The organism is Halodesulfovibrio sp. MK-HDV, from assembly GCF_009914765.1.
In the GTDB taxonomy this organism is placed as follows: Bacteria; Desulfobacterota; Desulfovibrionia; order Desulfovibrionales; family Desulfovibrionaceae; genus Halodesulfovibrio.
This window is the reverse complement of the sequence record NZ_WYDS01000034.1, coordinates 1-16850: the sequence shown is the minus strand read 5'-3', so window position 1 is coordinate 16850 and position 16850 is coordinate 1. Positions and strand designations below refer to the sequence as shown.

Here is a 16850-nt window from a genome sequence, read left to right as displayed (position 1 = left end):
GCGATCCATAAAATCTGCGTTGTCGCAAAGTTCAGGGTACTGAGGACCCATAACTTCAACAACTTTAGCAACAGACTTGTGGATGTAGCAGCCGGAAAGACCCATCAGGCGACCGAAGCGGTATGCACGACGGATAAGGCGGCGCAGAACGTATCCGCGGCCTTCGTTGGAAGGAAGGATGCCGTCGCTGATCATGAAAGCGATAGCACGGCTATGGTCAGCGATAACGCGAAGAGCAGTGTCTACGTCGTCGCCGTCTTTTTTGTAGTTTACACCTGCAAGATCGGCAATAAAGTTGATGAACTCGAGGAAAAGGTCGGTGTCGTAGTTTGAGTTTACACCCTGACAAACCGCTGCAATGCGCTCAAGACCCATGCCGGTATCGATGTTTGGCTTAGGAAGTGGAGTGCGAACGCCTTGTTCATCCTGATTGAACTGCATGAATACGAGGTTCCAGATTTCGAGGAAACGGTCGCAATCACATTTTCCAATGCCACAGTCAGGACCACAGGTCATGTGTTCGCCCTGATCGATATGGATTTCTGTACACGGACCACAAGGACCGGTATCACCCATAGACCAGAAATTATCCTTTTCGCCGAGACGGAAAATTTTTTCTTCAGGCACGCCTGCTTCGGTCATCCAGATTTCTTTAGCTTCGTCATCATCGCTGTAGATGGTGATAAAAAGCTTATCTGTAGGAAGACCAAGCTCTACAGTAAGAAATTCCCATGCAAAGCGGATAGCATCTTTTTTGAAGTAATCGCCAAAGCTAAAGTTGCCGAGCATTTCAAAAAATGTGTGGTGGCGTGCAGTACGGCCTACGTTTTCAAGGTCGTTGTGTTTGCCGCCTACGCGCAGACACTTCTGGGAAGTGGTGGCACGTACATACGCTCGTTTTTCCTGACCGAGGAATGTTTTTTTAAACTGAACCATACCTGCGTTGGTGAAGAGCAGAGTGGGGTCGTCGGCAGGAATGAGGGCCGAAGAAGACACAATTTTATGTCCCTTGTCCTCGAAGAATTTGAGAAACTTCTCCCGAATTTCGTTTGCGGTAATCACAGCGTTGTCTCCCTTAGAAAAACATTAACGGCTTATTGTTAAAAGAAACGCCGCCCTGTGGTCAGGGCGGCGTACTTTATTCTCAAATATGAGAAGCGATGTTATTTTTTGGAAGATTTTTTAGGAGCAGGAGCCGCTTCCGGCTTTGCTTCTCCATTATCTTCCTCAATTACGCCCAAATGTATAAGTAATTTCTTTTCAATTTGATCTCTGATTGCGTCGTTATCGTTCAAGAAAGCTCGAACATTTTCTTTACCCTGACCTAAACGCTCAGAGCCGTACGCATACCAGGCACCACTTTTATCTACTATACCGTGTTCTACACCAAGATCGATCAATTCACCAGTACGGGATATGCCTGTTCCGTACAAAATGTCGAATAAAGCTTCACGGAATGGTGGTGCAACTTTGTTTTTAACAATTTTTACGCGTGTGCGGTTACCGTACACTTCTTCTTTATCCTTAAGGGACTGAATACGGCGTACATCAATACGGATAGAAGCGTAGAATTTAAGTGCGTTACCACCGGTAGTAGTTTCCGGGTTACCGTAGCCCATTGTGTTAATCTTCATACGGATCTGGTTGATGAACATTACGCACACATTGGATTTATGGATTGTACCGGTAAGTTTACGCAGGGCGTGAGACATAAGTCGTGCATGGCCACCTACCTGTGTTTCGCCCATGTTGCCTTCCAGTTCTGCCTGCGGAATAAGCGCAGCAACGGAGTCGATAACAATAATATCAACAGCACCGGAACGAACAAGCATGTCTGCAATATCAAGAGCCTGCTCGCCGTAATCCGGCTGGGAGATAAGCAGCGCTTCGGTATTGACACCGAGTTGGCGAGCATATGTTGGGTCAAGTGCGTGTTCTGCATCAATAAATGCCGCAGTTCCGCCCTGCTTTTGGCATTGTGCAATGGCATGTAGCGCAAGGGTAGTTTTGCCGGAAGATTCAGGGCCAAAAATTTCTGTAACACGACCTTTCGGAATGCCACCGATGCCCAGTGCCATATCAATTGTGATCGAGCCGGATGGGATAATAGGGATTGCGACATGTGCATCGTCATCCAGTCTCATTACGGCACCTTGTCCGTATTTTCGTTGAATAGTGCCCATAGCCGTGGTGAGAGCCTCACGACGCATATCATCCGAACTCATTGCGGATTTAGTAGCCATTTTTTTATCTCCGTACGGGAAGTGTTGTTTGGGGAGCGCTCATCGTGAATAGCAAATCGCTGAGTTAGGGGCAATCTCCAAAAGGTGCAACGTTGATTATGTACATTGTACAAATCAAGAGTATCAAAAAAATATGTGTCCGAAAATCTTTATTCATGAAATCAGACGAATAGGGTTTGAAGGGTAAAACTAGTCTTGCTTTTATACGTAATGGGTCTTATTTGGCGTGCATGGAAAAGGTAACGAAGCAATATGACGCCGTGGCATTACTGTCCGGCGGACTGGATTCTCTGCTCGCTGTAAAAGTAATACAGGATCAGGGGCTTAGGGTAAAAGGGTTACATTTTGTAACTCCATTTTTTGGTAAACCGGACTTGGTGCCCCACTGGGAAAAAATATACGATATGGAAATCGACGCAGTTGATGTGTCGGAAGAGTACGTACGTATGATGGTGGAACGCCCTGTACATGGGTTTGGTAAAACTCTGAACCCATGTGTTGACTGTAAAATCCTGATGCTCAGAAAAGCACATGAGTTGATGGAAAGTTTTGGCGCAAAGTTTATTATCTCCGGTGAGGTTATCGGGCAGCGCCCGATGTCGCAGCGTAGAGACACTCTTAATGTTATTAAGCGCGATGCAGACGTGCAATCCGTACTGCTTCGTCCTTTGTGTGCTTTGTGTCAGGACCCGACCCCAATGGAAGAGTCTGGACTGGTGCAGCGCGATAAACTGTTAGGTCTTTTTGGACGTGGACGTAAAGAGCAGCTAAAACTTGCTGAACATTACGAGTTCACTGAAGTTCCTTCACCTGGTGGCGGCTGCAATCTTACTGAACGTGAGAATGCCAGACGTTACTGGCCTGTACTTAAATTTTCGCCGACACCTTCTGTGGCAGACTTTAAGCTCTCCAACGTAGGACGTCAGTATTGGTCTGGAAAGCACTGGATGTCTGTTGGTCGAAACCAGATAGACAATGAGCTGCTTCTTGAGATAAAGTTGGATACAGACATCGTTTTTAAGGTTGTTGACTATCCGGGGCCTACCTCCATCGGTCGTCAGTTTGAAGGTGCTCCGTGGACAGAAGAAACAATCGCTGATGCAGCAGCATGGGCGGCTTCTTACTCTCCTAAAGCAAAAAAAGCTGGCGTTCCAATTGAAGTGAGTGTAGTAACTATAGGTAAGGACAACGAAGAAGAACGTATCCTTACTGTTACTCCAACGCGAGAAACACCAATGGGCTGGGCTGAATGGCTTTGGCCAAATGCAAAAGAAGAAATACGCGACGAGGCTCGTGCCCGCGCGAAATAATAGAATTTCCTGGATGATTCGTGAGCCGCTGACACGTAGGCAGAATCAATACTATCAAATGCAGGCACCTTGCCGTTGTCACCAAAGGGGATTGAGTTGCTCCTGGCGGCGGCTGCCATATCCTTTAATTAAAGGATTTTGCAAAGTATCACCGGTAACGGTCAATCCGGGGTCATATTAGAGAGCTTTTTCACATCTGTGAAAGAGCTCTCTTTTTTTGTATCTATTGTCAAATTATAAAACTGCAGAAATAAGTACGTTAGTTTGTCATTTTTGTTCAAAGATGAAAAATAAAGGGAAGAATGTTTTTTTTCAGCGACTATTTAGTATCTACAACAGTCATGTTGTATCTATAATAGAGACAATAAATGAGTCACAACGGTGAACGGTATTGATTGGTTACGTTATTAATTGGAAATACAGAAAGTATTTCCATATTTACTGACTATCGCGGTAGGGTATGACAAATTGGAATGGTAAATGTGACCAAAAAGACTTGAATGCATCGCCGTTGCACACTACAACGGGGGCGACAAATAACAAAACTGTTAAACTCGTTGAGGTGGAAAATGACGTCTCCTGTGAATAATCGTGATGGGTTCGCCACTGCTCTTGGTGTGCTCACTGCGACTTTAGGCTCGGCAGTTGGCCTGGGTAATATTTGGAAATTTCCGTACATGACAGGTGAAGGCGGCGGTGCCGCGTTCCTTATCGTATATTTGCTTGCCACTCTTGTAGTTGGCCTTCCTGTAATGATTGGCGAAATTATGCTTGGTCGTAAGGCTCGCCAAAACGCAATTGGTACATGGCACAAGCTTGCGCCTAGTTCTCCTTGGTTCCTTGTGGGCTGTGGCGGCGTACTTGCAGCTTTTTGTATTATGGCTTTCTACACCGATGTAGCAGGCTGGGTTTTTGCTTTTGTAGTTAAGGCTGCATCGGGTCAGCTTAACGGGCTTGATAAAGCCGTTGGTGAAGCTGCATTCGGTTCCATGGTATCTGACCCTATCGGTTCCTTAGCATGGCAGTGGTTTGTTCTTGCTCTTGTTGCACTTATCCTTATCGCGGGTGTGTCAAAGGGTATTGAGAAAACAACTAAAATTCTTATGCCTGTTCTGTTCCTCATGCTCTGCGCCATCTGCGTACGCTCCCTTATGCTGCCAAAGGCAGGCGAAGGTCTTGCGTTCTTATTTGCTCCAGATTTCTCTAAGGTAACAGTCGCAGTAGTACTTAATGCCATGGGTCTTGCTTTCTTTAAGCTTTCTCTCGGTATGGGGACAATGATGACTTACGGTAGCTACTTCCTTGATGAAGCAGATATCCCTAAAACCACCATGCGCGTTATGCTCGCTGACCTTACCGTATCAATGCTTGCAGGCATCGCTATTTTCCCTGCTGTATTCAACTACGGTCTTGCTCCAACCGCTGGCCCGGGTCTGCTCTTTATGACTATGCCAGCAGTATTTAGCGCACTCCCTGGTGGACAGATTTTCATGACCATGTTCTTCGTGCTCACATCCGTAGCAACAATTGGTGCTATGTGTTCCCTGTTCGAAGTTCCAGTAGCATTCCTTATCGAAACTATCCCGTCTTGTTCCCGTAAAGTTGCAACTATCATCGTTGCAGTTGGTATTGGACTTTGTGGTGTACCGGCAACGTTGTCATTCAGCACTCTTTCAGACGTGACAATCTTCGGCAAAAACTTCTTTGATATGTACGATTTCCTTAGTTCAAATATTTTGCTTCCCGCTGGCGGCGCATTTATCTGCCTGTTCGTAGGTTGGGTATGGGGCTGGGAACGCTCTAAAGAATGTCTTACCAACAACGGTACTCTTTCTAACGAAGGTATCCTCAAGGTATGGTTCTTCCTCGTAAAGTGGATTACGCCAATCCTCGTGTTTATCGTACTTCTTAAAGGTCTTGGCGCATTCTAAGAATGCCTTAGGCTGAGCTGAGCAGTATCGTCTGCGACGCCTTTTAATTTGTCTCCGACGGCTGGGGAAAACCTTGTTTCACTGTCCTTATCCGTAATCTCTCATGCTTCGAGAACGGCTAGGGCTCTGTAGAAAGGTTTTTTCCAGACCCTTTTCCAAAGACTTTTATTTGCGAGGTTAGTCCGTTGCTTTTGTAATTTAACGGCTATACTCCACTACCTTTAGTAAAATAAAAAAGGGCTGTCCTTCATATGAAGGACAGCCCTTTTCGTTATTCAAGTTAGTGAAATTAGGCCGCGCAAAAAATATATCTACGTGCTTTCTCGTTTATAAAAGTTTTTGGAGATTTTTAAGAACCTTTTTTCAAGAAGGTTCTTAAAGCCCCGCAGGCAAGCGCCGCCGGATGCATAACCGGCTACAAAATAAACCCGTGGTAAAATAATCGCATTTCAACCTTCGTGAGACCTTGTTATGGTTAGGTGATCACGACACCTAACTTTCAGGAAGTTGTATGCCGAAAAAAACAGACTCAGGTTCCGACACTGCCACATGGTATAAAGATGCAATCATTTATGAATTGCATATTAAATCTTTTTACGACTCCACTGGGAGTGGTAAAGGGGACATTCTAGGCGTTATTGAAAAGTTGGATTATTTGCAGGATCTTGGCGTTACTGCTGTATGGTTGCTACCGTTCTTTCCGTCACCATTGCGGGATGATGGGTATGACATTCAGGATTATATGAATGTTAATCCCGACTATGGGACGATTCAGGACGTAAAAAAACTTATTCGCGAGGCACATAAGCGTGGCTTGCGGATTATTATCGAGCTGGTGTTGAACCATACTTCGGACCAGCATGAATGGTTCAAGCGTGCACGGCTTGCGCCTGCCGGATCTTCACATAGAGATTTTTATGTGTGGAACGAGTCGCCGGAAAAGTATGAGGATGCCCGCATCATTTTTAAAGACTTTGAACCTTCCAACTGGAGCTGGGACCCGCTTGCCAATGCCTACTATTGGCACCGTTTTTACCATCATCAGCCTGATTTGAATTATGAAAATCCTCAGGTGCATAAGGCCGTTTTCAAGGTGTTTGATTTTTGGTTCAAACTTGGTGTGGATGGTGTACGGCTGGATGCTGTGCCGTATCTGTATGAAGAAGAGGGGACGAACTGCGAGAATCTACCAAAGACTTTTACCTTTTTGAAAAAGCTGCGTGCCCGATTAGAGGTACGATATAAAGACCGGATGTTGCTTGCAGAGGCAAACCAGTGGCCGGAAGATGCTGCTGAATATTTTGGTGATGGTGATGCTTGTCATATGTCATTCCATTTCCCTTTAATGCCGCGCATGTTTATGGCACTTGAGATGGAAGACAGATACCCGATTATTGATATCTTGGAACAAACTCCAGAAATTCCAGAGAATGCACAGTGGGCAATTTTTTTACGAAATCATGACGAGCTGACGCTTGAAATGGTGACGGATGAAGAACGGGATTACATGTATCGAATGTACGCACGTGATCCTAAGAGTCGAATCAATTTAGGGATCAGACGCAGGCTTGCTCCTTTGCTTGGCAACGATAGACGCAAGATTGAGCTAATGAATGTGCTGTTGTTTTCCATGCCCGGAACTCCGGTGTTGTACTACGGTGATGAAATTTCTATGGGCGATAACTATTACCTCGGTGACCGTGACGGGGTTCGTACGCCTATGCAGTGGAGTGCAGATAGAAATGCCGGTTTTTCTCGATCCAATCCACAGAGTTTATTCCTGCCGGTGATTATTGATCCTGAATACCACTATGAAGCTGTGAATGTGGAGACAGCGCAGGGAAACAAGTCGTCGTTGTTCTGGTGGCTGAAGGGTATGATTGCCATGCGTAAAAAATATTCTGCTTTTGCGCGGGGTGATGTGTCTTTTCTTATGCCGGATAACCATAGGGTGTTGGCTTTTATTCGTACCTATGGTGAAGAAAATATTTTAATTGTCTGTAATCTTTCCCGTTTCCCGCAAGCTGCTTCACTTGACCTTGTGGGCTATGAAGGGTGCGAACCAATTGAGCTTATGTCGCATACCAAGTTTCCTATGGTTCGAACTGCTATGTACGATTTGACGCTTAATCCTCACGGCTATTTCATGTTCACGTTGCATCGTAATGTAGCAGAAGAAGTGGCGCGCTCCGAAGTGGTTCCGGATATTACGGCGTCAACTGTGAATATGTTTGATAAAGAGTTTAGAAGCGGGCTGGAGAGTGTGCTTCCGGCATACTTCATACGTCGCAATAAGCTTTTGACGACGAATACTATCCTGCGGGACATTTCTATTCGGGAAGCAATGCCGTTTGGTAAAGAAACACAGCAGTCATGGCTTCTTGTTGTGTCTGTGCAGTTTATGCAACAACCTTCTGAATTGTACACGTTGTTTGTCAGTAGGGTAGAGGGGGTGACGGCAACAGATATTATTACAGCACGAACTCCTGAGCTTATTTGTACACTGAATGAGGGCGCAGATTCCGCTGCGTTGGTAGAAGGATTTATTGAAGGGCGGAGTTGTGAGTCGTTTATCAATTTATATAAGCAGTTGAAAACTATTTCCGGTAGGAATGGTGTTTTTTCTGTAATTCAGGATAGACGGAGACTTCCGGTCTTCCGTGATTGCTTTGGCTGGTGGAAAGATTATCCGGAATCCAGTGCCGTTGTTTGTGGTGATGATCTATTTTTCCGCATGTATCGTAGATTGAGCGACGGTATTAACCCGGATGCAGAGATGCTGGAATACTTATCTGTAACCTGCGGATTCCCGAATGTTCCTCGTTATTTTGGTGCAGTGAAGTATGTTTGTGAACGTGGAGATGAGCACTATGTAGGTGTTTATAGTCAGTACACGCATTCTGAGTCTGATTTACGCCAAATGGTGGTGGATAGCATTACACGATTCTATGAAGGCAGACTTGCTATAGATAGTGCCATTGAGAAAGCACCGGAAGAGCTTGATGGTGATGTGTTCGAAATAGCTTTCGAGCGCCCTGAGTTAAATAGCGCAGAGGTCCTGACAGAAGCGGATGTTACTGTGTTCACACTACTGGGTAAACGCCTTGGTGAAATGCATCTGACGTTATGCCGACGTGAAGCAAATAAAGATTTTGCTCCTGAAGCATATTCTAAATTGTATACGCGTTCCGTCTATCAAAGCGTGCAAAGTGTGCTGAAGCGCACAATGGAAAAACTTAAGCGGAAGAGAGGAAAGCTGGATAGCAGCGTGATTCCGCATGTAGATATGTTACTTGAACGCAAAAAAATGATGCTTGAAGATGCAAAGCAATTTCTTGAATATTCGTACGATTGCCATAAAATTAGATTACATGGCAATTTGTATCTTCGAAGAGTCTTTTACACCGGTAAAGATTTTCTGTTCGTCAACTTTGAAGGACAGAAGCATCGTTCATTTACAGCTCGCAGGCTCAAAGATAGTTCGTTACGTGATGTGGTTGATGTGCTTGATTCTCTTCAATACACCGCGCTAACTGTTTTATATAATGCTTCATTTATCCGTTCTGAAGATAAGGATAAGCTTGAAATATGGGGCGAAGTATGGCGCAGAAATGCAGGCGGCGTGTTGCTGCGGAGTTATGCAGAAACTGTTGAAGGTAGCGGATTGTTGCCGAGTGACCCGTTAGCGTTACGCTGTATGCTGGATGTCTTTTGTCTTCAAAGAAAATTTATGGATTTACGACAGTTTGAATCAATGGACCCAGTAGATCTGGAGATTGTGCTGAAGAGTGTTTTAAACATTCATTGTCCGCAATCAGGACGAGCCTGTGATCGGAAATAGGATTCCAATAAAAAAGAGTCTGCATTGAGTGTGCAGGCTCTTTTTTATTGGAATAAATCTTGCAAATTTATCTATTAAACAGTGTATCCGGCAAAAAGTGTCATTTTCTTGAACGTAGTTTGTCCGGAACTAGTGAAAAACAGAAAAATGCCGATTATTACTTAGGCAAAAATTTCTTCTTTGGTAACTGCTTCGGACTTGATTCTATCGAGGAGTTCAGCAAGAGTTGCTTTTACGTTTTCGCGAATGTCACCTGCAACAATAAGGTACATTACATCGTCACCGGGCGTGAAGTCACCTTCGTACGCTTCGGTAATAATGCGGTAAATGCCTTCGTTTTGTTCAAGCTCTTTACGAATGCTTTCGATTTTATCGTAATCATGACGAACACGAATCGCTTTAACTTCTCGTCGGTCTTTGCGAGACCAACCGCGTACTGTACCGTTATGAATAAGTGTCATGCCGACATTTTCGGCAAAACCCGGGTCTTTTTTCAGTTCAGCCAGAGTTCTGGTAATGTCCATAAGTCCTCCCAAAAGTAATGGTGAAAGGTAGATATGCCTCATTTATCGAACTTGCTCAACAAACTTCCTATGTTCCAGGAATCCCGCATGGTAGCCACTGGCTATGGCATGTGGATTAGCTGGAATGGTGAACTTAATCCGGCAGTAGTGCAAACATTGCAGGACTATGGTGGATTGCAGGTAGAAGTTGATAGAGATCAAGCATTATGGTTCTTTTTTAGTTCTGATGTTTTTTTGGCAGCAGCCAGATTAAGTGTTTGGGCTAAGTTTAATGCTTTGCAACTCTATGCTCAGCTAATTCCGGCGAAGCTATTGTTCAGCCCGAAACGTGAAATTACGTTTTCTGTTGAACCGTCGTTAATGGCGCAGTCTGTTATTGTTTCCGATAGTTGCCAGATTTTAGTGCATCCTAAATGCCGTAACGATGGAAGGGGGCTTCCGGGGCTGACATTTAAGCCGGAAGGTACCCGTTCTGGGTTGGCTCCGGTGGAATGGGCATCGCTGATGGTTGACCCGCGGCTCCCGTATCAGTCTTCCTTAGGGTGGTATGGTGTTATTAAGCCGCTTGGTAACACCATGGAAAAGAATTTTCTTGAAGGCTGGCGTGCCTATGCCATGGAAATGAAAAATCTTTTTGAGCGGTTGAAAATTAAATTTCTTGTTCAGGATAGTTACTTAGTTTTCCAAGTGGAAAACTTGCATATGCTTCGCCAATGGACTCGCGAGCATTTGATGCACGTGGATAATCTAAAAGCAACTAAGCGGGAAGCCTATTGGCCTGCTGTTGTTGCTGTGACAAACAAGCGCGGGTTGAACTTTAACCCCGATCTCCCGAAAAAAATGGCGTTGGATTGGAACCAGCTTGTTCCAGATTTTCCACACATGAGCTTCCGTTCCGGCTACTTGCTCGGACGCTCTTTTGAAGTGCATGATGTTAACTTTTCGCTAGATGCAAGCAGCGTTGATGACTGGTGTAAGGTCACACTCACCGTAGATCATTCAGTAGAAAGCGGCATGTTGCCAGTGCAAATTTCTAAGCATCTTATTGCAGGCAGTCATGACCATTGTTTTTATTGTGGCATGCGCACGCATCCATCTCATCAATGCCCTACACGCTCTTTAACTAAGCTTGTACCAAAAGTGTGGCATGAACTTTCAAAATTAAATTTTGACGAGTTCAACAAAGCGTTCGAAACGATTGAGCAAAAGCTCTGCACTAAGGATGATGCCGCACTTACAAATATTCAGGCTTCAAAAGAACATGATGGTGTTTTGTTGAATGCTGTTTATGGCGTGAACCAGATCTCGCAGCTGCGCATGATGCAGCACATGTGGGTTTGCCGTGGCAAAGATTTTGCGAAAGGTTTGAATGATGTCGTTCCGCGTGACGATAATCCTGTCTGGAGTGCACTAGCTTATGTGCTGTCAGGGGATTTGATTGTAGCGGACAAGGAACTTTCAAACTTGGGAATCCGTGCACCGCGGGATCCAATGCCTCGGATGCTTGCCGGTTTTGTTTCAATGGAGCGGGGTGACTATCACAAAGCCATGATGATGTGGAAAGAAGCAGAAATTCTTTCTGGACCGATGGTAAAACAAGCATACTGCGTATTTTTACAAGCACGATTGCTCGAATTTACATCCCAGTTCCAACAGGCTTCTGAATTGTACAGCCGAGTGTTGCGCATGTGTCCAACAATGCAGGATGCCCAGTATCGTAAGTCCGTATGTCAGGTTAAAATTGGTTTTGCTGAACAGGCAATGTCTTCACTTATTTTATTAGTCGAAAAAACACCTCACTACTTTAATAGGGTGCTTATCGATCCAGAAATGGAGCGTGGGCATATTCAGGTTTTGTCAGCTCTCTATGGCCCTTGGATGGAGGCTGAAAGTCAGGTGGAAAAGGCTGTGGAAAAGCTGGAAGGACTGAAAAAAGAAGTTCATGAGTGGTTTGACGAGGGAAATCCGTTTTTTGTAAAAAGTATGAAGCGGATTGAACGAATGACAGCAGCAAGCGATATTAAAAACTATGTGTCTTTCATGCTCATTCTCCATGGTTGTCATGATCTTTCTAAGGATTTGGACAGATATGTCACGAAAGAAGCAGGCGAGCTGAAAAAGAAATTTCAGAACCAGAGAGAACGGTTGAGTTATATTCGGGAAGAGGCGGCATGGTTTCCGTTCCCACGGGCACTCGTTGAGTTTAATAAAAATTACAATGTGTGTGCTGCGAATATTAAATGGGCATTAAAGACTCATTTTCAGGTCGCAGACATTTTTAAGAAGGCGCAGACTGTCGCAGAGACAGAGGAAAAACGTTTGGAAAAGCTCGAAAACCGATTAAAGTTTTTAAAGGTTGTTCGAGATTCTACGCTGTTCATGCTCATTATGGCTCGTACCTTCTTCTGGGTAGAGGTTGCCTTTATGTGCATTGTTGTTGTCGCACTGCCTTTGTCCATGTTCTACGGACAACAGTCGGGTATGGAATGGGCAACGGGGCTTTTGTTTAAAGAGAAATGGGATATTCAGAAGCAGCTAATTCTAGGATTCTCAATATTCGCCATTATCGTGTCGTGCTTCCGTACAGTGATTGTTTTTGATAAGGTGCGTGAGAAATACTTTAATAAGGCGCGCGGCATTGCCTGATGACGATTCGTGATACTGTCGGTTGGTTTTTGTTCTAGCCTGCTGCGAAAGAAAAAATATAAAAAATCCTCTGTACAAATTATGTACAGGGGATTTTTTTTACTTAACGACTTAACGACTTAACGACTTAACGACTTAACGACTTAACGACTTAACGACTTAACGACTTAACGACTTAACGACTTAACGACTTAACGACTTAACGGGCTGCCCTTTTTTTTCAAATAGCACCGAACTCGTGAAGGGTCTTTGTAGCGTTGTGTATCCTTATATATAGAAGGACAACGAATTGTTGTTATTGGTATTATATGAAACAGCTGAAAACATGCTTTAACGTGATTGTAGGGGGACACCCGACTTGAGAAATACCGGATAGTCTAGATAACCTAGTACTGATATGGGCTGAATATAGGACTGGTGCGGGCTTGTTCCTTTTGAAAAATATTTTTCCAAAGAGAAACTCTAAATGAGAAAAGTTGGGATTTGGGGTGTGCTTTGACTTTCCAAATGAGAATTTTGGGCGGCAAAAAATGTGTTTTGTCGTCCAACGCGAGATTATATTCGACAAAGCAAAACAGAGTAGCAGTATTATAAACTAGCATACTGCCATTATTGACAATATATTTTATGTGCGTAGTGTTAGATTATAGGAAAAGCGGGAAGAGTGGTATCACTCTTCCCGCTTTCTTTTTTATGCATGCTTGCGCGAGCTGGCGGCGTCTGCTGGGCTATCTGAAATAGCTATATCTTTAGGAGCGGCGCGGGCTTTCAGCTCGCCTTTTAGTTCGCCTATCTTCTCTTTCAGCTCCCCATTTTCTTTCAAAATTGTCCTGTTTTCCGCGTTTATTTCGCGCAGTTCTTTTGCAAGAATGCGACGTTCAGTGCGCTCTTCAGCTAGTTCGGCTTGCAGATCAGCGCAAGACGGGCATTGTGAGGTGTTCTCAGGCTGCTGAGTTTTAGCAGGAGAATGCATTTCGCTTTCGCCAGTCAAAAGCCAATATGCTTCACATTTAGTATATTTGGTTATTTCTGCGAGGACTTCGCCGCCGGGAACAACCTTGCCGTTTTCATACTTGCCCAATGTCATAGGGTGTACCCCAATCTTTTCAGCAAAGCTTTTACGACTCTCGCTCCCTCTAGCTGTCTTTATTCTATCACCAATCATGGTGCGCTACTTCCTTTCTTGAACTGTCGCATTAAGTGTCGCACCCGATTGATAAGCTATTATGCTGATATTATTGAAACAAAAACAAAAAAGCATAAAGTTTAACTTTCGCAGCAAATATGCTTGATTTGAGTAAGCATATTTGCTTATAAAGAAAGCACGGGCGGTTAAAAAATTAATTCAATTCTTAATTCAATTTTTAACCTGCCCACAACAAGAGGTCAACAAGTCAGTTTGGACGGAATACATCGCTAGATTGGACGGTAAAATGGAAAAGCAGGTAAAACTCTTTCAATATGAGACGCAAGATGAACAGGTAGCAAAGCTTGCGGGGATTCTTCCGCAGGTGCGCGCTAACATGAATCGCGTCATGAAAGATCAGCCCAATTTATCACGCGATCAGCTTGCCGATGAACTGACAGAAATCTCCCACGCTGCTGGTCTTCAGTTGAGCACCAGAAACGCCAAGAGCGTCTCGAGAGCCACACTGGACAAATGGTTGCAGCCAGCAGCGCGGGAACACCCCCCACCAATTCTGGCGGTCGTAGCATTCTGCATGGCTACCGGAGACATCTCGCCCCTACAGCCAATTCTACAGGCTGTAGGGTGCGAGATAATGAGTGAAGATGATAAAAAATTACGTGACTACGCACAGGCGGTCTTATCAGAGCGGAGTGCAAAGAAGCGTAAAAAACAGTTGGAGGCACAGTTGTAATGGCCACAATTGCAGGGAGGAATAGGAAGCCGTGGGCAATACGCGAATATTTACATGGGCAGGGACATACGATGGCATCAGTCGCAAAAGAAATTGGTGTGTCAGCAGTTCAGGTTAGAAAAACCATTGTTGGGGACGACGATAGTCAGAGGGTTTTGGCCGCGCTGATTGAATTGGGATGCCCACGAAAAGTTTTAAGTTTGCCGGACTCAATGAAAATGAAACAGGCAGTGTGATTACATAATAAGTTTGCAAGTTCAGTTGAGCATGGTCGATGGCACTGGATAATGCGTTAGGCGCAGGCATGGCTGGCCTGCGCCGCTTAAAAAACGATACGTAGGACGCTTATGTTGAAAGAAGCATATACAGCGAAAGAGCTTATAAGCAGTTTAGGATGTAGCAAAGATACTGTTCTTCGCCGCGCTAAACGTGAATCATGGCAAGCACGCCCTCGTGTTGGACGTGGCGGAGGCAATGAGTGGCTGGTTTCGACTATGCCTGAAGCAACCCGCACAGCTCTTGTCTCTGCTGAAGCTAGACTGGCAGATCAACAGGCTGCGCAGCTGACAGTGCCTACGTTAGCAACTGCTGGTGTAAGTGATGCAAAGCGTAAGAAAGCGCTAGCCCGTGCAGATCTTGTTGTGCTGTATTCGGAATGGATTGGTAAGGCTGGATTCGGCAGCAAAGCTGTGGCACGTGATTCCTTTATTCAAGCTTACAAGGGTGGAGCATGGCCTCATTTATTGGAAACTCTTGGCGTAAAGACTTCGTGGAAATCCATTGAGCGCTGGAAGCTGGAGCTTCGTAAGAATGGAACGGTTGTCGCCTTGGTAGATAGGCGTGGCGCAGGAAATGAACAGCGCGCAAAGATGACAGAAGAGCATGCAAAGTTACTTCTTAATGCAGTGCTTCAACCTAACCACCCAACTATTAGTACCGCCATTCGCATGGCAACTTCTGCAATGACTGCTCAGAAGTTACCAATCCCCGCAGAGCGCACAATGCGTCGTTTCCTTTCTATTTGGAAAGAAACAAATTTTGGAACGTGGGTCTATACGCGTGAAGGTAAGAAAGCGTGGAATGATAAAGCCGCATTCTACATTGAGCGTGACTACAATCTGATTGAAGTTGGTGACATCCTTGTTGCTGATGGACACGTTTTGAACTTTGAAACGCTTAATCCTTGGACGGGCAAACCGCAGCGTATGGAACTTATTATGTGGTATGACATGAAGTCTAACTGCCCAATGGGTTGGGAGATCATGCCCACAGAAAATACGCAGGGCATTGCCGCAGCCTTCCGGCGTGCTGTTATGACGCTCGGTAAGTTCCCTCTTATTGCCTACCTCGATAACGGCAGGGCGTTTCGCTCCAAGTATTTTAACGGGGTAGACTTCCGCCAGACAGGAATAGCAGGGTTGTTTCAAGACCTAGGTATTCACACAATTTTCGCATGGCCGTATCATGGTCAGTCAAAAACAATCGAACGATTTTTTGGAACGTTGCACGAGCTAGAGCAGTGGGTGCCGTCATACGTGGGCAATAGCATTGCTGCAAAGCCAGCACGTTTAAATCGTGGTGAGCCATTGCATCGCAAAGCATATGATGCTGCTGGAGGCCGCCCCTTGACCCTTGAGGAAACTCATTACGTAGTGGCTCAGTGGATAGATGAATATATCCAGCGACCACAGCGTGGGCATCTGAACGGGAAAACTCCTGCAGAAGTGTTTATGCAAGGGCGAGGTGCTGGTGTTGATGAAAGCAAATTGCGCCACCTTATGATGGCAAAAGCAGTGCGTCAGATACGTCGAGAAGGTATCCGCTTTCTTGGTGAACGCTACTACGACGGCCTGATGCACGGCAGAACGCATGCAGTTCAAATTAAGTATGACCTACACGATCGCTCCTCGATTTTAGTGTTCAGTGAAGATGGTAGCGAGTTCATTTGTAAGGCGCAGCGTCAGAATGCAATTCATCCTGCTGCTAGCTTGCTTGGAACGGATCAGCACCGTGAAGAACTTCAGCAAGCAATTACTCTGAAGAAAGATCAGGAGCGTGACGCATCAAGCATTGCACGACAGGTTCTTGAAGATTCACTTGCTGCGCAGCGTGACCGGATGGCTGCCATTCAAAATGAGAAAATTGAGCCGAAGAAGGTCACAGCTACGCCACTTTCACAGACAAAAGTTCTCAGCATTGAATCAGCTAAGAAGAAGGCGCAAACACAGCGCAGCAATGCCCCATCTTATGTTCCTCCAGTACAGAAACCTGAGATTGTTACTGAGCTGGATAAGTATGACTACCTGTTCAGTCTTACAGCGAAAGACAATGTGCTTCTTCGTGATCCAGACCGTGAATGGATGGAATATTACGAAAGCACAGAAGAATACAAACAGAACGCGGCTTCACGATACGAACGCTTACGCAAATACTACGGGCGTACTCGCCAGACCGTAGCATCATAAGAAAAGGAAA

The 16850-nt window shown here is 45.1% G+C and carries 11 protein-coding genes; 7 read left to right on the top strand and 4 right to left on the bottom strand.

The features are described from left to right. Both alaS and recA read right to left on the bottom strand, forming a co-directional pair. The coding region (gene alaS / locus MKHDV_RS17970; protein ID WP_160717789.1) for an alanine--tRNA ligase at positions 1-1062 on the bottom strand (1062 nt) is incomplete at its 3' end. Between the two features lie 101 nt (positions 1063-1163). Continuing rightward, the gene (recA, locus tag MKHDV_RS17965; protein ID WP_160717787.1) at positions 1164-2243 is read right to left on the bottom strand and encodes a recombinase RecA; all 1080 of its coding nucleotides are present in this window, start codon (positions 2241-2243) and stop codon (positions 1164-1166) included. Between the two features lie 230 nt (positions 2244-2473). On the opposite strand from recA, the gene MKHDV_RS17960 reads away from it, so the two are divergent. From MKHDV_RS17960 to treS, 3 genes are all read left to right on the top strand, one after another. Then, positions 2474-3553, top strand: coding sequence for a tRNA(5-methylaminomethyl-2-thiouridylate) methyltransferase (locus tag MKHDV_RS17960; protein ID WP_160717785.1), 1080 nt, complete (start codon positions 2474-2476; stop codon positions 3551-3553). A 569-nt stretch (positions 3554-4122) separates the two neighbouring features. Beyond that, positions 4123-5484, top strand: coding sequence for a sodium-dependent transporter (locus tag MKHDV_RS17955; protein WP_160717783.1), 1362 nt, complete (start codon positions 4123-4125; stop codon positions 5482-5484). Between the two features lie 511 nt (positions 5485-5995). After that, on the top strand, positions 5996-9325 hold the full coding sequence (gene treS / locus MKHDV_RS17950) for a maltose alpha-D-glucosyltransferase (RefSeq protein WP_160717781.1): 3330 nt from the start codon (positions 5996-5998) through the stop codon (positions 9323-9325). 161 nt (positions 9326-9486) lie between these two features. On the opposite strand, the gene MKHDV_RS17945 is transcribed toward treS, so the two are convergent. Continuing rightward, positions 9487-9849, bottom strand: a complete 363-nt coding sequence (locus tag MKHDV_RS17945) for a molybdenum cofactor biosynthesis protein MoaE (RefSeq protein WP_160717779.1) — start codon at positions 9847-9849, stop codon at positions 9487-9489. Positions 9850-9882: 33 nt separating this feature from the next. Between MKHDV_RS17945 and MKHDV_RS17940 the strand changes: the two genes are divergently transcribed. Beyond that, positions 9883-12495, top strand: a complete 2613-nt coding sequence (locus tag MKHDV_RS17940; RefSeq protein WP_254060527.1) for a M48 family metallopeptidase — start codon at positions 9883-9885, stop codon at positions 12493-12495. 691 nt (positions 12496-13186) lie between these two features. On the opposite strand, the gene MKHDV_RS17935 is transcribed toward MKHDV_RS17940, so the two are convergent. Then, positions 13187-13660 (bottom strand): helix-turn-helix domain-containing protein, encoded by a 474-nt coding sequence (locus tag MKHDV_RS17935; RefSeq protein ID WP_160717777.1) that lies wholly within the window; start codon positions 13658-13660, stop codon positions 13187-13189. A gap of 268 nt (positions 13661-13928) precedes the next feature. Here MKHDV_RS17935 and MKHDV_RS17930 point away from each other — a divergent pair, with 268 nt between their 5' ends. From MKHDV_RS17930 to MKHDV_RS17920, 3 genes are all read left to right on the top strand, one after another. Beyond that, entirely contained in the window at positions 13929-14375 is a 447-nt protein-coding gene (locus MKHDV_RS17930) for a hypothetical protein (protein WP_160717775.1), read from the top strand. Next, a complete protein-coding gene (locus MKHDV_RS17925) occupies positions 14375-14611 on the top strand; it encodes a hypothetical protein (RefSeq protein ID WP_160717773.1) in 237 nt (78 codons plus the stop codon). Before MKHDV_RS17930 ends, MKHDV_RS17925 begins: the two co-directional genes overlap by 1 nt. Positions 14612-14722: 111 nt before the next feature. Next, positions 14723-16840 carry a Mu transposase C-terminal domain-containing protein gene (locus MKHDV_RS17920; RefSeq protein WP_160717771.1) on the top strand — a complete coding sequence of 706 codons (2118 nt, stop codon included), beginning with the start codon at positions 14723-14725 and terminating at the stop codon, positions 16838-16840. Positions 16841-16850: the final 10 nt, after the last annotated feature.